Genomic DNA, 19,646 nt, shown 5'->3' with positions numbered 1-19,646 from the left:
GCGTTCAGCCGAGCAGCTTCTCGACGAGCGTGCCGAGTTCGCGCAGATGTACGGGCTTCGGCAGGAATGCGTCGAATACCCGCTTGTTCTCGCGCAGCGCGGCCGATTCGTACGCACTGACGCCGAGGATCGCCGGATGCCGGCCGTCGTCGTCCGGCTGCGCGACGGCGCGCATGCGCCGCGCGACCTCGAAGCCGCTCAGGTCCGGCAGTTCGAGATCCAGCACCACGATGTCGTAGTGACTTTCGCCGAAGCGCGCGACGCCTTCCTGGCCGGTGGCGCACAGATCGGCGTCGATGCCGAGCGCCGACAGCATCGCGCCGAGCGTTTCGCGCGCATTGTCGTTGTCGTCGACCACCAGTGCGCGCCGGTCGCGGTGCGCGGCGGCGTGCGGCATCGCGGGCGCTTCGCCGGCCGCATTGCCGGCCGTATCGATGCCGGGCACGTCGGCCGGCAGCGTCACGACGAACTCGCTGCCTTTGCCGACGACGCTGTGCACGTCCACATGCCCGCGCAGCGTCGTCACGATTTCGCGCACCACGGCGAGCCCCATGCCGATCCCGTCCACGTGCAGGCCGACCGCGTCGTTCGCGCGGTAGAACGGCTCGAAGATCTTCGACAGATGCTGCTTCGCGATGCCGGTGCCCGTGTCGCGCACGGCGATCTTCAACTGCGGGCCGGCCGGCGCGTCGGCGAGCGTGATCGACACGGCGATCGACCCGCCGTGCGTGTATTTGACCGAATTCTCGATCAGGTTCGACAGCACCTGCCGCAGCAGCTTGCGATCCGAGCGGATCGCCAGGCCGGGCGGCTCGACCTGTTGCGTGATCGCGATTTGCTTCGCCGCGATCTTCCCGCGCAGCGGGTCGATCACTTCGGCGAGCAGCGACGCCATGTCGACGGTTTCCAGTTCGGTGAGGCGCTTCGTCGAGCGCAGCTTGATGTAGTCGGTCAGGTCCCTGACGAGCGCTTCGAGTGACAACGCGGAATTCTGCAGCCGCCGGATCGTCTTCAGGTTCGCGTCGGACTGCGGGCGCGCGAGCAGGATCTCGATCGACCCGCAGATCGCCTGCAGCGGCGTGCGCAACTCGTGGCTGACCATGCCGAGGAACGCATTCTTCGCCTCGATCATCTCGAACGCGCGGTCGGACGCCTTGCGCTCCGCGTCGAGCGCCGCGTCCTGCCGCTCGAGCAGGTCGTCGCGCGTGCGCATCGTATAGAACAGCAGCAGGAACAGCGCGCACAGGATCACGCCGAGCACGATGCCGAGGATCAGGATCGCGCGCTGCTTTTCCTTCAGCTGATGGAACGTGAAGTCGCGTTGCGCCATCTCGATCGCGCGGAAGTAGTTCGCGAGGCCGTTGACCTTCGGCCAGTACGCACTGACGTCGTCGATCACGTGTTGCGCGTTCTTCGGCGCATCGCGCAGCAATGGCACGTCGTGCTTCAGGCGCGTCATGAACTCGCCGAGCGCGTCGATCTCGTTGCGCGCGCGCGGGATGCGCAGCCAGTATTCGGACACTTCGGACGGCCGCTGCAGGAACCCGAACGACACCGACAGGCTGTCGAGCTGCATCTGCACGTGATCGAAGTCGTCGTCCTCGTGCGTCGCGTAGAGAATCAGTTGCCGGTCGAACCGCGTATAGACGTTGCGGTATTGCGCGGCGGTCCAGAACACGCCTTCGCGCGGCCCTTCGAGCACGCCCTCGTTGACCGAGGTCGCGAGGAGGTCCGATAGCAGGAACGCCCACGCGGCGAATCCCATGATCCACAGCGACCCCAGGACAAGAATGATTTTTCTATTTCGCCATCGCCTGCGTTTCATTTGACGGTCAGGCCGATGATCTGCCAAGCGAACTTGGCTTCACCGATGGGCGTCTTCAGTTCGTCCGGATACTGGTCGCGCGGATACATGATCCACAGCGGGCCGTAGTTGTCGTTGCCGAGCACCTTGCCGTTCATCGTGCGCGCGAGGATCACGCCATACTTGGCGGCGTCCGACACGGGGATCGTGAACGTGTATTCGTCGATGCAGCGGAACTCGATCTGCGTGCCGTGCGCGCCGACGATCTTCAACACGTCGCTCAGGCGCGGGCCGGTGAAGGTAGCCTTCGGCGTCCAGCTCGTCGACGTGACGATCGTATGCTGCGGTAGCGCCATCAGCGCCTGCTCGGAAAAGACGTAGGACATCTTGCCGGACTGGTTGCTCTTGCCGATCTTGCCGTCGACGGTGAACGTAAACGACGAAGCGGCCCATGATGCGGCGGCCATGCCGAGCAGGCAGGCGGTCAGCAGGCTCTTGATCCAGATCGTCGAAACTCGCATGTGTCTCTCTCGGTCGTGTGGTGGTGGAGTGTCGTTGCAGGTTCAGTTCGCGGCGACGGGCGCGACGGCCGGCAGCGCGATCTTCAGCTCGCGTGTCACTTCGGCGAACAGGATCGGCAGGCGTACCGGTTTTTCCTCGCAGCGCGCGTTGTAGTGCGACACGATGTGCGCGATTTCGTCCTCGCTGGCTTCGCCAGTCGAGATCTTGCCGGTCAGCAGGAAGATCGGCGCGCCGCCGTTCTCGCTCGAGCGGATGCCGCGCACGAGATCGGCGGCCGTCTGGTCGCCGAGCATCCAGTCGAGGATGTAGCCGTCGAAATCCTCGACCTCCAGCGCCTTGCGGAACGTGGCGCCGTCATAGTACGGGATCGCGTTCACGCCTTTTTCGATGAAATATTCACATACCGTTTCGGCGACGTCCGGCGAATCGTCGACCACCGCGATTCGCGCGGCGTACACGCTCGGCTGGCTCGAACGCAGTTCGATCACGTCGACTGGATACGTGCGCCCTTCGCGCGCAAGTTGACGTTCTGTGACGATCCATTCGCCTTGCCACTGCAGCGCGACGAAGTCGGTTTCGCTCTGGCTGCTGGCCTTTGCCGAGATCGCGGCGCGGCAACGGAAGCGCCGCGACTCGATCACGAGCGTGGCGTCGATCATCTCGGCGGCGGCCGGCTGCGCGCCCTTGTCGTCGAGCAGGATCGCGGGCGGCACGCCGAAGTGCGTCGCGATGTCCTGCAACTGCGACAGGTTCCACGGGATCAGGCCTTTCATCTTGCGCGTGACGACCGAGAAACTGAGGCCGAGCACGTTCGCGATCGTCGTGTTGTGACTGCGCGGCGGGATGCCGTTCCGGTTGAGGAGATCTCGCACCTTGGTGGCGGTGATGAGATCGACGTTGGCCTGCTCGGTGTTGGACATCTCGATGGGGTCTCCAGGGGGGGCGAGGGAAAGCATATCAAAGGTGACGCGTCATGCAATCTTCTAAAAAGCGAATGACCTTGACATGCCATTTTTCTTCATTATTATTGCTCACCACGTCACTATTGTTTGTCGCGTCATGTTTGGGGGCGGTGCCGACCACGGTCGGTATCAGGAAAAAGCGGCGAAAAATAGTGGCAGATCGATTCGAAGAGGGAGCCTGAGAGAGCCTTGGACTGCGTGCCGGTGCGGCGGATTATATTCGCCGCACCGCGCGCTACCGGGTGCGAGACGAGCTCGCGGGGGCGGGATGGCTCGAAGAATTGCGGCGCAAATAAAACTAGAGGAAAGTACCAATGTATCGCCGTTTACTCGCACCGGGGCTGCTGTTGCTATTGGCTGCGTGCGCGCAGGATCCGTCCGTGACCAGCAACACGGTGCGGATCTGCGACGACACGGGTTGTTCCGATCGTCCTAAAGATCAGGTGTCCTATCAAAAGAAAGATGACGCCGAAGACCGGGAAGATCCGCGCATTGTCGCGCTGAAGCAGGCCGCGAAAACCCAGCCGAAGGCCGCCTACGACCTCGGCCTGCGTTATTTCCGCGGCGACGGCGTGCGCCAGGACAGCTATCAGGCCCTCAAGTGGATGCGCGATGCCGCCGAGCGCGGCGACCTGCAGGCGCAGAAGGCGCTCGGCAGTTTCTACCTGTTCGGCCTCGAGGAAATGGGCTCCGATCCGCGCGAAGCGGACAAGTGGCTGTCGATCGCGGCGGGCCGCGGCGACAAGGAATCGAAGAAGCTGCTCGAGCTCGCCCGCAAGGCCAAGAAAGAAGACGAAGACGACTGGAAATGGCGCACGCAATGGCGTGACGTCTATTACGGCTACTGGTACTCGGGCTATCCGTACTACGGCGTCTGGAATCAGACGAACTGGTACTACTGACCGGGCCGGAAGCAACGGGGCGGCAGCGGGGAGACCACCATCGCGCCATGCTCGGGGGGGCTTATCGAGGTTCGCACGAACACATAAGCCGAACAACGACTCTATCGATCGATAACGACATGAAGACCATCCTTTCCCATCGTCTTACCCAAGGTGCGCTGGTCGCAGCGCTTTGCGCTTCCGTGGCCGGCTGCGGCGGCATCGTGACGCCCGGCGGCCAGAACGCCGGCGTGACGGGCGCCGCGGCAGGCGGCACGAGCGCCGGCGCCGATTCGGGGCTGCAGCGCTGCGCGTCGCCGCTCGGCACGATCGCCGTCGACGACGGTCGCAACGCCGACTGGTGGGGCCCGTTCGGCAGCGCGACCAAGATGACGACCATCGACCCGCTGCTGCGCCTGGCCGTCCAGCAGTCGAACTGCTTCGTGATCACGTCGATCGGCAACCAGAAGAGCGACGCGCGCCTGTCGCGCATCACGCAACTGCAGCGCAGCTCGGGTGAATATCGCGCAGGCTCGAAGCAGCAGAAGGGCCAGCGTGTCGCGGCCGACTACTACATGGAACCGCAGATCGTCATCAACGATTCGCCGATCGCCGGCATCGGCAGCATGATCGGCGGGCTGATCGGCAACAGCGCGGTGGCGGCGGTGGCCGGCCACCTGCAGACGAAGGCATCGGTCGTGACGCTGACGCTGTTCGACGTGCGCTCGGCCGTGCAGATCGCGGCGGCGGAAGGCAGCTCGACAGCGACCAACTACGGCGCGGCGCTGGGCGGCTTCGGCGGTGGCGTGGGCGGCGCGCTTGCCGGCTTCTCGACGACGCCGGAAGGCAAGGCGACGGTCGTCGCGTTCATCGACGCATACAACAAGATGGTCGTCGCCCTGCGCAGCTACAAGGCGCAGGACGTCAAGGGCGGCCTCGGCCGCGGCGGCCAGTTGCAGGTCAACTGATCGAAGGGCCCGGCGGCGTCGCGCGCATCCCTGCGCGCGGCGTCGCTCCCTGCCAAGGCGGGCAACTGCAGCGGGCTCCCCGCGCGATGGCCAGTCCGTTCACACGGAACCGAGCGGCCGCAAACCGTCCCATATCGTCCGACACTGCCCGACACCGGAAGTCGCCCACGTACGTCGATCGATCCTGAATGATACGGATCACGAAGTATTGCGGTCGGAATCGGATTTCGCTGTATCCGATATTCCTCCGGATCGAGCAGGTGCGTGATGCATCGCCATGCGCGATCCGAACGCCGCCGCGCCGCGAGTCGACTTTCCAGCCGGCTTGCCGCCGGCACGTGCCGATTCAGGACGCATCCGATCCGCACGCTTGTCGCGTGAATTTATCCAGTGATTCTCGGTCAAGTTCAAAATTGCATTCCAAATCTATTTGACAAGTACTAAACCTCCCATTTCGCACTGATTTTCAGCAAGCCGTTTGGCATGATCGGGCCACCGCCACTTTTCCCGGCCGCATTCGTGCGAGACGCCGGGGCCCGGATCCGATCGCGTTCCGGTGCCCGGAGCGTCGTCGTGTTGCGTCATGCCTTACAGCCCGCTCCAGTCCATCCGCCGCTACCAGAGCATCTCGATGTTCGGCGGCGGCATTCTCGTCACCGTCCTGATCCTGATCGCCTGCGCGCTCGGGATGGTGTCGATCGTCTATGGGCACATCGAGGCCGAGCGGCGGAATTTCCTGACCGGCAGCGAAGAGACGCTCGAAGAAATCAAGGTGAGCGAGACATCGTTCCGCAACGGCGTCGCGAATACTCAATTGATCTGGCGGGAGATCTCGCGCGCGCCGGACAGCGTCGTCGACACGTTCTTCGACAACGATCAGCGGGTCACGATCAAACCGTATCCGTCGCTCGTCGTGGGCGTGCCGGGTCAGACCGGGAACCGCGCCGAAGTTTCGCGCTATCTCGCGTTGTCGATGCTGTTGTCGCGCATTTGCGCGGCAAGCTCGATCAATCGCGGCAGGCTGCTGGAGGGCTACCACTACAGCACGCGTGCCGGCGTATTCGGCCTCGTGCCGAGCATGGACGAAGACTGGCCGGCGCTGGCGACACCCGTGCAGCGCGCCCGCGTGCTCGATGCGCTGCGGATCGACTTCGGCGACGCGCGGCCGCCGGCGGCGGGCGAGCCCCCACGCGTGAGCTGGCTGCCGCCGTACGACGGCCCCGTCATGGGGCAGGCACGGATCCGGATTGCCGCGCAGGCGTATTCGGATGGCGCGCCGTTTGCGGTCCTCGTGACCGAATATGCGCCGGAATACCTGCTGTCGTGGCTGCCTGAAACGCCGTCGTCGGATGGCATCTTCTTCATCACCACCGCGGATAACCGGCTCGTGACGATGGAGCGCCGTGCCGCGGCCGATCAGGCGCTGAGCGAACGTCTGCTGGGTCTGGATGCACGGCGCGATCTGACGAAGCCGGACGCGCCCGTGTTTCGCGACGGCTTCGTGGTATTTCGCGGCAGGCTCGCTTCGACAGGCTGGATTGTCGCCTACGCGGTCTCGTGGAAGGCCGTCGCGGCGGGCGTCGCGTGGCAGGCGGGCACGCTCGCCGCCGCGACGCTGCTGGCCCTGGCGGTCATGTGGACGCTGCTGGTGCGGTTCTACCGGCGCACGCTGGTGCCCGTGTACGCACGCTCGCAACGCGTGTTCGACAGCGAGGAACTGTGCCGCAACGTGGTCGAGATGGCGCCGATCGGGCTCGGCCTGATTTCCCGGTCGGACGGCAGATTGATGCTCGCGAGCGGGACGCTGACGGACACGATCGCGCGATGCGGCGGTGACGGTCGGACGCTGTCCGCGCAGGTCGCCGCGCACTACGAAGCCTTTGTTGCGTGCGGCGCGCCCGAGGGGGCGATGCAGGTCGTTCTTCCGCTGGCGGGGCCGGACGACGCGTGGTTGCATCTGGACATCATCGCGCGCGGCGCGCGCTACCAGGGCGAGGATGTGTTGATCGCGGCGGCCGTCGATGTGACGGCGAAGCGGCAACTCGTCCGGAAGCTGGAGGAAGCGGTGCGCGCGGCCGATTCGGCGAATGCGGCCAAGTCGTCGTTCCTGGCCGCGATGAGTCACGAGATCCGGACGCCGCTCAACGTCATTCTCGGCAATCTGGAACTGCTCGAGCGTTCGGCGCTCGACGTAGCGCAGCACACCCGGGTACAGACGCTGCGCGCGTCGGCCGAAGTCCTGATGACGCTCGTCAGCGACGTGCTCGATTTCTCGAAGATCGAGGCGGGCGCGATGACGGTCGAATCGATCGAATTCGACGTGGTCGCGGTGATCGGGCGCGAACTGGCCGCCTATGCGCCGATCGCGAAAGCGAAGGGGTTGCCGCTGTTCGCCGAGATCGACGCGAGCAGCGCGCAACGCATGCGCGGCGACCCGACGCGTCTCGAGCAGGTGTTCGGCAATTTGCTGAGCAACGCGATCAAGTTCACGCGCGACGGCCACGTCACCGCGCGTATCGCGGTTCGCGAGACCGAATCCGGCTCCGCCGAGCTCTCGATCGCGGTCGACGACACGGGCATCGGCATTGACGAGTCGAACCGGCAGAAGCTGTTCAAGGCTTTTTCGCAGGTCGACACGTCGATTGCCCGGCGCTATGGCGGCACGGGGCTGGGCCTCGCGCTGTGCGACCGGCTCGTTGCCGCGATGGGGGGAACGATATCGGTGACGAGCGCGCCGGGCGTCGGCAGTAGCTTCACCGTGCGCTTGCCGCTCGGGACTGCAATCGTTGCGGACGCCGCCTGCGAGTCGTCCGGCGATCGCGCGGCGCTTGTCGTGTCGGCGCGGCAAGCGTGGCGCAATCTCGCACTGCCCCATCTGCGCACGTGGGGCTTCGACGTCGACTCGTACGACAGCCCGGCGCGCATCCCGCGCGAGCGCGTCGCGCACGCATGCGCGGTCCTGCTGTTCGGGGATGCCGACGCATGGCCTCACACCCAACTGGATAGCCTCGGCGGCGACACGCCGGTGATTCTCGCGACGCCGGACGGACCGCTTCAGCCCGATATCGCCGGCAGGACGATTCGCGTGTCGAGCTATTCGCTGGGGGGCTTGCGCGCCGCGATGATGCGGGTGGCGGAGATTGCCGGCCCGCGCGCGTCGCCGTGCGAGGCTGCGGACCGGGCGGACGAGGCGGAGAGCCAGCAAGCGTTGCGCGTGCTGCTTGCCGACGACGACGCGGCGAGCGTCGCATTGCTTCGGGAGCAACTCGATGTGCTCGGATGCGCAGTTCAGGCCGTGGGGCTCGGGAAAACGGCGCTCGACCGGCTGGCTGGCGGCGCGTGGGACGTGCTTCTGCTGAACGCCGATCTGCCCGACATGCCCGCCTGCGCGTTGGCCGAGCGGGTCCGCGATCTCGGCCTGTCCTGCGACGTGGTGGTGGTGACCTCGCATCTGGCGCCGGACGAGGCGGCGCGGTATGCGGCGGCCGACGTGGAGCAGCGGCTGACGAAGCCGGTGACGCTGGCGCAATGGATCCGCGCGCTGACGCTGGCGGCGCGGCGCCGGGGGAAACGCGTACCGGCAGAGCGTGTGCAGGATCAGGCCGTGTCGACGTGACCGCACGGCCGAAGTATCGAAGGCAGGCGTGCCGCATCGCAACGCGAGCGGCGCATGACTATTCACGAATGGGGGGGAAAGGCCGTGCGTTATACGGGTAAGGTGTTCGCACTGCTGCTCGGATTTGCAACGCTACCGGAGAAATCCAGGAAAGAATTTCTCGTGAAGATGAACGAGTTCCTGATGATGTCGCCGACACAGCGGCGGCGCGCCCTCAGCGAGTGGCAGCAGTTGGCGGAAGACGGTCAGGGCGACGGGAGCGATCCGGCGGTCGGGCGATAGTCGCGGCCGCACGGACGCGAGCGGAAGCGTATCGGGGCATTTGCGCAGGCGCACGTCACCCCCGTACACTGGCGTACCGGTGCCGTTGTCCGCGCCGGTTGCCCGATTGCATCCGGCGGGCACGCCGCGGGCGCGTATGCGCATGTGTCGCTCGCGGCTTGCGCGTGTGTGCCGGATTTTCCCGCGCGGTGGCGGGCGAAACCGCGACGTGATCCCGGCCGCCAGTCCCACGGCGCGAGGCGGTCCATCCCTTTTATCTTAAAATCATGTCGTGACTCATCCGGTTTGCCGGATGCGGTCGTTTTTCCGCATGACGTGGCGCCAACGGCGCCCGTCGATTCGGGAAATATGCAGCATGGCCGGAAGCTACGGGGAGAACAGCAACCATGGATGAATTTTTTGTGCGTGTGACGGTGGCGGACGATCATCCTTCGTCCGCGCTCGGGATGTCGCAGGCGCTTGCGGGAAGCAGCACGATCAAGCTGGTGGGAGCCGTCTCGAACTCGACAGACCTGGTAGCGGCGCTCGACGAGCAACCGTGCGACGTGGTCGTGGTGGACTACGTGATGCCGGGCGGCAAGTACGGCGACGGGCTTGCGCTGTTGTCGTTCCTTCAGCGTCGTTATCCCGCGCTTCACCTCGTGACGATCACGATGATCGACAATCCGAGCGTGCTGCGGGCGATCCAGAAACAGGGCGTCGGCTGCATCCTGAGCAAGTCGGACGCGATTTCGCATCTGGTCGGCGCCGTTCATGCCGCTTATGTCGGCGCGAATTACATGTCGCCGTTCATCAAGCAATTGCTGGACGGCAGCGAAGCGCCGCCGACCGTGCGCCAGTTGACGACGCGCGAGATCGAAGTGGTCCGGCTGTATTGCGCGGGGTACACGGTTGGCGAGATCGCCGCGCAGCTCCACCGCAGCAAGCAGACCATCAGTTCGCAGAAGTCCAGTGCAATGAAGAAGCTTGGCATCGTCCGCGACGCAGACCTGATCCGTTATGCCGACGAAGGCAAGCTCCAGAATGCGCCGGCCGGCGACGTGCCGCCGGAGAATGCGTAGCAGCAAACGCTGCGACCGGAAGCCGACGAGATCGTAACGACATGCCCGCAAAATTGAAGAGACTCGTTGCCCATCTCGCGTCGGCGGGGCACAAGCCATTCGAGCCGGGCCGGGTTCGGCGCCAGCAGCAGTCCCTGCTGTTCGGCAGCGGCGCGGCAATCACGGTGTTCATTCTGGTGTGCGCGGCGCTCGTCGTGCGACTCGAAGTGCTCGACTACTTCACGCAGGTGCGGGGGGCCTTTCTGAAGCGTGAAGCGCAAATGCAAGGCGAGCTGCAGTCGACGAAGCTGTTGTTCGGCCAGTACCTCAACAATTCGCAGAGCCTCTGGAAAGCCGGCGAGCAGGTATCGCCGGACGTATTGCGGAAATTCGCCGAGGATCACGGCAGGGTGGTCCGCTACCGGCTCGGCCACGCGGCGTTCGTCGGGCTGGCCGATATTGCGCCGGATCGCCCGGCCAGCCTGTATTCCCCTTATCTCGGGCTGATTTTCCGGCAATTCGACGTCGCAGCCACGCAGGCTCCGGTCGACGTGGGATTGTCCGGCTACCTGATCGGCCTGAACGTGGATTTTCTCGGCGTATTCGATCCGGAGCTCGCCGGGCGGGCGCTTGCCCTGCCTGACGGATTCGACCTGAAGCGCCTGATACGACAGCTGACGCCTTCGGACGCAAGCATCGTTTCGCGGCAGCCGGACGGGGCAGGCGTCCTGCTCGAACGGCACATCGATCCGCTTCTCGGACGTCCCGTGCTGCGATTTGCCAGCCGTCTGTACGACAGCAACGGGCAACCGTTTGCATGGGCCGTCGTCAACAGCCGTTCCCGAATCGATCGCATTCTTGAGCCGCAAGGCGGCGACGAGGAATACACGCTGATCGACGTTCGCGGCAACGTGCTGGCCGGCGCGCCGCGCAGCAGCGGGATGATCGCGCGAGCGCTCGAGTATGCACGGTTTCCGCGTGGCGAATATATTGAAACGCAGCGCGTCGGCACCCGCTTCGTCATCGTCGACCGTCTGCCGGATCCGGATCTCGTGCTGATGGTGACCTTCTCGTGGCGCACCGTCGCGGCGGCTATCGCCGTGCAAGCGGGCCTGACCGTTGGTCTGGCGTTGCTTGCCATTACGATGCTCTGGATCGCGATCTTGCTGTTCGACCGGCGTGCGCTGCGTCCGGCGAACCGGCGGGCGCTACGCCTGATCGAGAGCGAGGCGCTCAACCGCACGCTGATCCGCGTCGCGCCCGCCGGGCTCATGCTGCTGTCGCTGGCCGACGGCGACACGATGGTGCGCAACGACACGATGCTCGCGTACGAGAAGGCCGCCTCCGGGCCGCCGCTCGGCAAGCGGCTCTGGCACGCGTATCGGGAGAGCCGTCGCGGCTCGGGCGCGCCGCGCGTCGTGACGCACGAGCTGGCGGTCGAGCTGGCCGGGCAGGGCACGACCTTTTTCGCGGCGAACATCGTACGCACCCGTTTTCGCGGCGTCGACGTGCTGCTCTGCACGCTGCTCGACATCACCGCGCGCAAGCAGGCCGAACACAAGCTGCGGGAAGCGCGCGAGGCCGCGGAAGACGCCAACCGGGCCAAGTCGACGTTTCTCGCGACGATGAGCCACGAGATCCGCACGCCGCTCAACGCGATCATCGGCAATCTGGAACTGATGGCGCGCGCGGCGCTGCCGTCACAGGAACGGCGGCGCCTGAAGACGATCGTGTCGTCGTCGGATGCGCTGCTGCGCGTGATCAACGACGTGCTCGACCTGTCGAAGGCCGAATCGAACCAGATGGTGCTCGAGCACATCCCGTTCGATCTGCGCGGCGTGCTGCGCGACGTGGCGGCGATCTTTCGCCCGATCTCGGACGCGAAGCATCTGACGCTCGAATGCCGGATCGCGCCCGACCTGGCGGACGGCTACGTCGGCGACCCGACGCGGCTGCGTCAGCTCGTGTCGAACCTCGTCGGCAACGCGATCAAGTTCACGAAGCGCGGCGGCATCACGATCGACGCGCGGATGGAGACGAACGGCGCAGGCGTCCGCCGTGTCGAGATCGCGGTGCGCGACACGGGCATCGGTATTCCCGACGATGCGCTGCCGACCTTGTTCGACGTCTATATCCAGGCCGACCCGTCCGTGTTCCGGCGCTTCGGCGGCACCGGGCTCGGATTGCCGCTGTGCCGACGCATTGCCGCGTTGATGCACGGCGAGCTGACGGTCGAAAGCCGGGTCGACGAGGGCACGACCTTCGTCGCCGCGCTGCCGCTGCCCGCCGCGCCCGCCGGCTGGCGGGATGCGTTTGCGGAGCCGGACGCGGCGCCCGAGAGCGGGCAGGCGCCGGTGCAAGAAACGTACGACGACATGCCGCCGCTGCGCGTGCTGGTGGCCGAGGATCATCCGGCGAGCCGCGCGCTGCTGCGCGACCAGCTCGACGCGCTGGGTTACGACGCGACGATCGTGACGAACGGCATCGAAGCGATGCGGGCATTCTTCGAGCATCCGTTCGACGTCGTATTGACCGACCTGGGCATGCCGGAACTCGATGGCTTCGCGCTGGCGCGGTTCCTGCGCGAGCAGGGGGCGAAGGTGCCGGTGATCGCGATGACCGCGCATGCTACCGACGAGGATTACCGGCGCTGCGAACGGGCGGGGGCGGCGGAAGTCGTGCTCAAGCCGCTGTCGATCGATGCGCTTGACGCCGTGCTGCGGCGGCAGACGGCGCGTGACCCTGCGGCTGCTTCCGATGCGGCGCGTGCAGGCGGCGGGCATGCCGACAACCGGCCGGTGATATCGGACGAGATTCGCGAGACGCTGCGCGCGGCAACGCTGCATTCGCTGGCGGTGATCGGCGACGCGCTGTCGAGCGGTGAAATCGATCCGGTCAAGATCGAACTGCATTCGATGCGCGGCGGGTTCGCGCTGGCCGGCGACACCGCGGCGAGCGATGCATGCGCGCGAGCCGAACTGACCGTGAACGAAGGTGGCATCGACGCGATGAAGGCGCAGTGGCCGGCGCTCGAAGCCGAGATCGAGCGCGCGTTGAAACGGCTGTCAGGGGCCGGGCAACGCGAATCACACGAGGCCGATTGATCGACGCCTCCAAGGTTCGCCGTCGCCGTCGCCGTTGACGGCGGTGGGGTCGGGACGCCCGAATCGCGCCCATTCGCGGCAAACAAGGCGGCCACTGCTTCGGGCGCCCGCGCATCCGATTCAAACGCTTCGCGCCGATACATGAAGTATTCGTGAAAACCGCCGCTCATTGTGTTTGCGCTTCCAGGTCCACGTTGCCCGATTAGCCGCGCGACGCAGCCCCGCTGCGCATGGAAAGTTAAATTTATTTAACCGTTATCGCTGAGAAATCCGGGGGCGCGATGTCGTGTGCATGAGATTGGCTTCACTCGTAGCCGTACTGTTGCCTGCTCGTTGCAAAAATATAATTTTAATATTTGTTCAATGAAATCAATATGTTATGTATTTTTTTGCCGACGAGTGCGTAGCGATCGATTGGTGGTGAATATGCGCTCGCATAAGATTTAGTACAAGTACTACGGGTTTGATTCATAGTCTCGAACCATTACTATATCGCGATTTTTCTTCGGAAATTATGATTATTCCAGCTCTGACAAAGAGTTATTTCATGATTTTTAAACGGAGTGAATCGTGGCAATCAACATCAAGAAAATGACTATCGCAGCAGCGGTCGCACTGGCAGCAAGCAGCGCGATGGCTGCAGACGGCACCATCAACTTTACGGGTGAGATCGTCGCCGCATCGTGCGCCATTACCGGCGGTAACGGGACGTCCGTCACCGGCAGCAAGGGTGGCCAGTCCATCGACGTCAAGCTGGGCAAGGTCAGCGCGGATACGCTGGCCGGCACCGCCGGCGGCGGCATTGCGGCCGGTACTGCGATCAACCTCAACCTCGATTGCGGTGCGACCGGCAAGGGCCTGAGCTCGGTCAAGGTTCGTTTCGATCCGGCTGGTGGTTCGGGAGTGGACGGCAAGAACAACAAGCTGCTGCAAGTCACCGGTACCGCCACGGGCGTGGGCATCGGTATCTACAGCACGGCGGGCACGCTGCTGAACCTGAACGCCAACGAGACGTTCGACGCACCGCTGGTCCAAGGCGGCACGGCCGAAGCTCCGATCTACACGGCCAACCTGGCGCTGCGCGCTGCTTACGTGGCGAATGGCAACGAAATCGCTGCCGGTACCGCCAACGGCACGCTGCCTTTCACGCTGACCTACGAGTAATCAGCCTCTGGGCGGGGAGATCGCTTCCCGCCCACGCACTCTATCCAATTCAATATGAAACGCTTCCACTTTGCCGGGCTGGCCCTGGCCGGCTCGCTATTGCTGTCTTCGGGCGCCTCGCTCGCCGGCATCACGCTCGACGGAACCCGCGTCGTGCTGGCCGCGCCGAGCAAGGAGGCGTCCCTAATGGTCCGGAACCGCGCGCCGGCCGACGTCATGATCCAGACGTGGATGGATCCGAACGACGAGAAGGCGGACGTGCCGTTCGTCATCACGCCGACGCTCAGCCGCCTGGGCGGCGAGAAGCAGCAGACGCTGCGCGTTCTCTACTACGGTCAGGGCCTGCCCACCGATCGCGAGTCGGCGTTCTGGCTCAATGTGCAGGAGATCCCGCAGAAGTCCAAGGGCGACAACACGCTGCAGATTGCCGTGCGTCAGCGCATCAAGTTCTTCTACCGGCCTGCCGGCCTGCCCGGCAAGGTGGAGAGCGCACCTGCGCAGCTTCGCTGGCGCCTCGTCAATCGCGGCGGCAAGGCGCAGCTCGAAGTGAGCAATCCGTCGGCTTTCCATGTATCGCTGGCTTCGGTCAAGGTGCAAAGCGGCGGCCGGGATTATGCCGCGGCGGCCGAGATGGTGCCGCCGTCCGCCACACGCAATTTCGATGTCAAGGATCTGCCGGGCAGCGCCGCTGCCGCGGGTGCCAAGGTTCACTTCGAATCGATCAACGACTACGGCGCCGTCGAGCCCCACGACGGAACCACCGCTAGTTGAGGCGGCCAGCTTAACGCGCCGCATTCCTCTTCATCTTCGTCATCCCGAGGCCCTGCCTTGGGAGGGGAGCGCTCGCGCTTGCGATTCCGCTCGCGCCGGGAGGTGAACTACTGAGAGAAAGGGTATGGAAATCGTCAGGAAGGAAGCCGATGTTTGGACTGCCGGGCAGATCGGCGCATCGTGCCTCGCGATGCTTGGACTGGTGCTGCCTGCGCAAGGCCATGCCATGGAATTCAACGAGTCTTTCCTGCGCAAGGGTGAAGGGCCTGTCGAGCTACGCTATTTCGAGAAGGGTAGCTCGGTGCTGCCGGGCAGCTACGACGTCTACGTCTACCTGAATCGCACGCTGCTCAAGCGCCATCACATCGTGTTCCGCGCGGACGCCGACGGCGCCGTCAAGCCGGTGGTGACGCTCGGGCTGTTGCGTGCGGTCGGTGTCGACGTCGCGCGGCTGGAGAAGGACGGGCGCATCGCGTCGGGCGCTGACGATGCGACGGTCGTGGATCTGGCCAGCGTGGCGGACGGCGCTGCCGTGGATTTCGAGTCCAATACGCTGTCGCTGAACATCAGCTTCCCGCAAAAATATGTCGCTCGAACGTCGCGCGGCTACGTAGACCCGTCGCTCTGGGACGACGGCATTCCCGCCCTCTACAGCGACTACCAGGTCAACTACAGCCGCAACGACGGCCACGGATACAGCAGCGAGTACTACTTCGTCGGTCTGCGCAGCGGCTTCAATGCTGGTGGCTGGCGCTTCCGCAACGAATCGACGCTGACCGGAACCACAGGCGCGGGGAGCCGCTTCAGCAGCAACCGCAGCTTCGTGGAGCGTGATATACGGCGCCTGCGCAGCAAGGTGGCGGCCGGCGAGTTGTATACGTCAGGCGAGATCTTCGACAGCGTGCGCTTCGTGGGCGCGCAGATCGGCACCGATCTCGGCATGCTGCCTGATAGCGAGGTTGGCTTCGCGCCGACCGTGCGCGGCATTGCCGAGAGCAATGCCGTCGTGGAGGTGCGGCAGAACGGCTATGTGATCTATTCGACGCCGGTGCCGCCCGGTGCGTTCGAGATCACGGACATCTATCCGAGCGGCTCGAACGGCGACCTCGAGATCAAGATCACCGAGGCGGACGGACGTGTGCGCCGGTTCACGCAGCCATACTCCTACTTGCCGGTGATGGTCCGGCGCGGCAGCCTGCGCTACGCATTCGCTGCCGGCCAGTATCGCGTGCCGGGCCAGTCGAGCCCGAAGTTCTCGCAGGGTACGCTGGTGTACGGCCTGTCCGACAACTTCACCGGATATGGCGGTATTCTCGCCGCACAGAACTATATGGCGGCCAACGTCGGCGTGGGTGTGAACACACCCTTCGGCGGCGTGTCGCTGGACGTCACGAACAGCCGGTCGCGCACGTCGGCCGGCACCAGGCAAGGCCAGAGCGTACGATTCCTGTACTCGAAGACTCTTTATCCGACCAATACGACCTTCACGATGGTCGGCTATCGCTATTCCACGGATGGCTACCGCACGTTGAGCCAGCACGTGGAGGACACGGACCGTTCGTACGGCCCGCGCATCATGCGGCAGAAAAGCCGCCTGGACGTGAACATCAACCAGCCGCTTGCAAGTGGCTCGATGTTCCTCGGCGTCGGCGATACCACGTACTGGAACGGCGAGGGACGCAGCCGGCGTCTGCAGGTCGGTTACAGCAACAGCTACAAGAACGTCAGCTACAACATCGCGGCATCGCGCATCCAGGAATCGGGGCCCTTCGGGCGCCCGGAAACGCAGTTCAACGTATCGGTCAGCATCCCGCTGGGCAAGGTGTCGAACACGCATCGCGTCTATGCGAATGCGGTCTCGTCCACGGGCGGCGACTTCAACATGCAGACCGGCGTGTCGGGTTTCCTGAACGAGAGCAACACCCTCAGCTACGGCGTGCAGGCCGGCTACAGCCGCAATGGCGGCGGATCGGGCGGTGTCAGCGCCGGCTGGGATACGCCCAATGCAAAGCTGACCGGCAACTTCAACCAGGACCGCTCCGGCAGGCATCTGGATGTGGGCGCCGCAGGCTCGGTGGTCGTGCACGGTGGCGGCATCACGACGGGGCAGCCGCTCGGCGAAACGTTCGCCGTGGTCGAGGTGCCGAAGGTGCGTGACGTGACGTTCGGCGGATCGCAGACGGTCCGCACCGACCGGCGCGGCTATGCGGTCTTGCCGTACCTGCAGCCCTACCGTCAGAACTGGCTCAGCATCGACCCGTCCAGCATCGGAACCGAGACGGAAATCACCGACAACGCCAGGATGGTGGTGCCCACGCGCGGGGCCATCGTCAAGACCCGCTTCGAGGCCGAGTCGGGGCGGCGCGTGCAGTTCGAACTGAGCCTGGACGAAGGGGGCAAGATTCCGTTCGGTGCCCAGGCGTACGACGCGCAGGGCAAGACGCTCGGCATGGTGGACAACCAGTCCCGGTTGCTCGTGTTCGGCATCGAGGACCAAGGCAGCATCGACGTGCGCTGGGGCGACAAGCGCTGCACGATCGGCTACACCCTGAAGCCGCAGAACAAGGAGCTGGCCTACGAGCGCCAGGCGGTGAGCTGCATGCGCGGCGACACGGATGCCAGCGCCAACTGATCCGGGTCCGGAAAGCGCGTCCTTAATCACAGATACGAGAGACTGCAATGCATAGTCAAACCAATATCCAATACCGCTCCGGCATGTCGAGGCAGGGCATGGCACGGCTTCGCACGGCGATGCTATGGGGCATGCTGCTGTTCTGGGGTGGCTGGAGCGTGCAGGCCCGGGCCACGTGTGTGATGAACGGGCTCCAGCCGCCTTCCCAGGTACAAGTCGCGGCGTTGCCGGCCACCACCACGCTGAAGGCCGTCGCCATTGGCGCAGTGATGGCCGCCTATGACGTTGTCGTCTACGACAGAACCCCGTTGTGGAATTGCGATCGAGGCGACCTTTGGGGCATGGACGCATTGGTGACCACGCTGCCGCTGCAGGATGCGAGCAAGATGATCTACGAAAGCGGCGTCACCGGCGTCGGCATTCGGTTGAGCTTCATGTCGAGCCTCGGCAACTGGATGACCCCCATCCTTCCGCCCTTCGACCGCGAGTCCTCGGGGCCGACCATTCCCAACCCGTTCGCCAACAGGATGCGCGTCGAGTTCATCCGCACCGGGATGGAGGTGGGAAAGGGCAGCATGACGCCGTTCAATTTGAGTACCCACTTTCACATCGCCACCAACCCGAAGACCCGTATTTCCATCACGGGCACGCAGTTGACGACCACGCTGCAACAGAACTTCTACTACACGAGTTGCTATAACCCGGCGCTGCCGCCTACCGTCGATCTGGGGCGAGTCGCCATTGGGGACCTCAAGAAGGGAAACGTGACGCAACAGGATTTTTCGCTGGACATCCGCTGCGATGGCATGAATCCGACCACGAAGCCGGCGGTGAAGATCTATTTCGCAGGCAATTCGCCGCGCGACGGCATGCTGCTCACGGGCGGGCAAGGTCAGGCGGGCAAGGCTCAGGGTGTGGGTGTCGCACTGACCGACAGCAGCGGCGTCGCATTGCCGTTTGCCAAGGAGCGGGCGCTGAGGACTACCTGGACCTCCAGTGGCGCCGATAGCGAACTGTATCGATTCCGGGGCAAGGCCAGTTACGCCGCTAGCGGCGGCGAGATCAAGGCTGGCCGGGCGGATGCCACGCTGACCTACATTCTCGAGTACAACTGACCGGATTCGTGAAGCGGACGGCGATGCTGCTGCCCCGCTTCACTGCTTTCCCCATCGCCGGGCGTTGGGCTTCAGCCGTCGCGGAAAATGAAGCTGTAAGCGCTCAACGCCGGCACGCTGCCCAGATGCGTACGGTACCTTCGAGCCCGGTTCGAATTCGCCGGGCCGTACCTTGTCGAGCATCCCGTGCATCGACTTTCCTTCGTAGACCGGGTCGGTCAGCACACCTTCGAGCCGCGCGCACAGCCGGATCGCCTCGAGCGTGCCATTGTTCGGCAAGCCATATTCGGGGCAGCCGTAGCGCGTGTCGAGGGTCACGTCTTTCTCGTCGATGCCGCCCGAGACCGACCCGCTCGGCGGTATGGCGAGCGATCCGCGTGATCTGTTCGTGCGTTTTCTACGGCGTCGCGGATGCATCAATGCCGATCATGCGGTCGGGGATTCGTCCTCCGCGAAGCCGACGACCATCCCCCGCCTGCATGCTGCCCGTCACCGAGCACACGACGATGTAGTCGAACTTGGAGCCGAGTTCCGCGTCCTGTTGCCGCATTTCTTCGGCGAAGCCGACGAAACCGAGGCCGCGAGCGGGTGCTCCGAGCATCCGGCCGGAATCGGATATGGCTTGCCGCCCGCGCGTGGCATGCTCTCCAGCGCGTTTTCCCTGCTCGGGCGGATGCCGATGTCGAAGCCGTCTGGCGCGAGCCGCACGTCGACGCCCATGATCCGCGACATCTCGATGTTGCCGACGCGATCGTAGACGGCGTCGTAGTAATTGACCCAGCTTG

The 19,646-nt window shown here is 64.7% G+C and carries 13 protein-coding genes and 1 pseudogene; 10 read left to right on the top strand and 4 right to left on the bottom strand.

What is annotated here, in order from left to right:
* Window positions 1–4 precede the first annotated feature (4 nt).
* Genes atsR through CUJ89_RS30870 form a run of 3 tightly spaced genes read right to left on the bottom strand, consistent with a single transcriptional unit; the run spans window position 5 to window position 3,246 of the window.
* Window positions 5–1,825 (bottom strand): hybrid sensor histidine kinase/response regulator AtsR, encoded by a 1,821-nt coding sequence (gene atsR, locus CUJ89_RS30880; protein WP_114181037.1) that lies wholly within the window; start codon window positions 1,823–1,825, stop codon window positions 5–7.
* Window positions 1,822–2,325: a molybdopterin-dependent oxidoreductase gene (locus CUJ89_RS30875; RefSeq protein WP_114181036.1), complete on the bottom strand. Its 504-nt coding sequence runs from the start codon at window positions 2,323–2,325 to the stop codon at window positions 1,822–1,824. The genes atsR and CUJ89_RS30875 overlap by 4 nt, the downstream gene beginning before the upstream one ends.
* 42 nt (window positions 2,326–2,367) lie before the next feature.
* Window positions 2,368–3,246, bottom strand: a complete 879-nt coding sequence (locus CUJ89_RS30870) for a response regulator (protein WP_114181035.1) — start codon at window positions 3,244–3,246, stop codon at window positions 2,368–2,370.
* 356 nt (window positions 3,247–3,602) lie between these two features.
* On the opposite strand from CUJ89_RS30870, the gene CUJ89_RS30865 reads away from it, so the two are divergent.
* The 10 genes from CUJ89_RS30865 (at window position 3,603) to CUJ89_RS30820 (ending at window position 18,861) form a co-directional block, all read left to right on the top strand.
* Entirely contained in the window at window positions 3,603–4,190 is a 588-nt protein-coding gene (locus CUJ89_RS30865) for a tetratricopeptide repeat protein (RefSeq protein ID WP_114181034.1), read from the top strand.
* A gap of 119 nt (window positions 4,191–4,309) precedes the next feature.
* On the top strand, window positions 4,310–5,137 hold the full coding sequence (locus CUJ89_RS30860) for a hypothetical protein (protein WP_114181033.1): 828 nt from the start codon (window positions 4,310–4,312) through the stop codon (window positions 5,135–5,137).
* Window positions 5,138–5,720: 583 nt separating this feature from the next.
* The gene (locus tag CUJ89_RS30855) at window positions 5,721–8,753 is read left to right on the top strand and encodes an ATP-binding protein (protein WP_114181032.1); all 3,033 of its coding nucleotides are present in this window, start codon (window positions 5,721–5,723) and stop codon (window positions 8,751–8,753) included.
* A gap of 54 nt (window positions 8,754–8,807) precedes the next feature.
* Window positions 8,808–9,035 carry a hypothetical protein gene (locus tag CUJ89_RS30850; protein WP_236655006.1) on the top strand — a complete coding sequence of 76 codons (228 nt, stop codon included), beginning with the start codon at window positions 8,808–8,810 and terminating at the stop codon, window positions 9,033–9,035.
* A gap of 386 nt (window positions 9,036–9,421) precedes the next feature.
* Window positions 9,422–10,096, top strand: a complete 675-nt coding sequence (locus CUJ89_RS30845; protein WP_114181031.1) for a response regulator transcription factor — start codon at window positions 9,422–9,424, stop codon at window positions 10,094–10,096.
* A 41-nt stretch (window positions 10,097–10,137) separates the two neighbouring features.
* A complete protein-coding gene (locus CUJ89_RS30840; protein ID WP_114181030.1) occupies window positions 10,138–13,179 on the top strand; it encodes a hybrid sensor histidine kinase/response regulator in 3,042 nt (1,013 codons plus the stop codon).
* 570 nt (window positions 13,180–13,749) lie between these two features.
* Window positions 13,750–14,343, top strand: a complete 594-nt coding sequence (locus CUJ89_RS30835) for a fimbrial protein (RefSeq protein WP_236655005.1) — start codon at window positions 13,750–13,752, stop codon at window positions 14,341–14,343.
* A gap of 54 nt (window positions 14,344–14,397) precedes the next feature.
* Entirely contained in the window at window positions 14,398–15,114 is a 717-nt protein-coding gene (locus CUJ89_RS30830; protein ID WP_114181029.1) for a molecular chaperone, read from the top strand.
* Window positions 15,115–15,238: 124 nt separating this feature from the next.
* Window positions 15,239–17,746 carry a fimbria/pilus outer membrane usher protein gene (locus tag CUJ89_RS30825; protein ID WP_114181028.1) on the top strand — a complete coding sequence of 836 codons (2,508 nt, stop codon included), beginning with the start codon at window positions 15,239–15,241 and terminating at the stop codon, window positions 17,744–17,746.
* A gap of 47 nt (window positions 17,747–17,793) precedes the next feature.
* Entirely contained in the window at window positions 17,794–18,861 is a 1,068-nt protein-coding gene (locus CUJ89_RS30820; protein ID WP_114181027.1) for a fimbrial protein, read from the top strand.
* 71 nt (window positions 18,862–18,932) lie between these two features.
* Here the strand turns inward: CUJ89_RS30820 and CUJ89_RS30815 are convergent.
* Window positions 18,933–19,644 (bottom strand): annotated as a pseudogene (locus CUJ89_RS30815) (pyridoxal-phosphate dependent enzyme); the annotation flags it as partial.
* Window positions 19,645–19,646: the final 2 nt, after the last annotated feature.

This window comes from Burkholderia pyrrocinia (assembly GCF_003330765.1).
Taxonomy (GTDB): Bacteria; Pseudomonadota; Gammaproteobacteria; order Burkholderiales; family Burkholderiaceae; genus Burkholderia; species Burkholderia pyrrocinia_B.
This window is presented reverse-complemented; position numbering and strand designations above follow the sequence as displayed.

Coding starts and splice junctions, on each gene's coding strand:
- atsR (WP_114181037.1), bottom strand. CDS start 1,825: ATGAAACGCAGGCGATGGCGAAATAGAAAAATCATTCTTGTCCTGGGG.
- CUJ89_RS30875 (WP_114181036.1), bottom strand. CDS start 2,325: ATGCGAGTTTCGACGATCTGGATCAAGAGCCTGCTGACCGCCTGCCTG.
- CUJ89_RS30870 (WP_114181035.1), bottom strand. CDS start 3,246: ATGTCCAACACCGAGCAGGCCAACGTCGATCTCATCACCGCCACCAAG.
- CUJ89_RS30865 (WP_114181034.1), top strand. CDS start 3,603: ATGTATCGCCGTTTACTCGCACCGGGGCTGCTGTTGCTATTGGCTGCG.
- CUJ89_RS30860 (WP_114181033.1), top strand. CDS start 4,310: ATGAAGACCATCCTTTCCCATCGTCTTACCCAAGGTGCGCTGGTCGCA.
- CUJ89_RS30855 (WP_114181032.1), top strand. CDS start 5,721: ATGCCTTACAGCCCGCTCCAGTCCATCCGCCGCTACCAGAGCATCTCG.
- CUJ89_RS30850 (WP_236655006.1), top strand. CDS start 8,808: ATGACTATTCACGAATGGGGGGGAAAGGCCGTGCGTTATACGGGTAAG.
- CUJ89_RS30845 (WP_114181031.1), top strand. CDS start 9,422: ATGGATGAATTTTTTGTGCGTGTGACGGTGGCGGACGATCATCCTTCG.
- CUJ89_RS30840 (WP_114181030.1), top strand. CDS start 10,138: ATGCCCGCAAAATTGAAGAGACTCGTTGCCCATCTCGCGTCGGCGGGG.
- CUJ89_RS30830 (WP_114181029.1), top strand. CDS start 14,398: ATGAAACGCTTCCACTTTGCCGGGCTGGCCCTGGCCGGCTCGCTATTG.
- CUJ89_RS30825 (WP_114181028.1), top strand. CDS start 15,239: ATGGAAATCGTCAGGAAGGAAGCCGATGTTTGGACTGCCGGGCAGATC.
- CUJ89_RS30820 (WP_114181027.1), top strand. CDS start 17,794: ATGCATAGTCAAACCAATATCCAATACCGCTCCGGCATGTCGAGGCAG.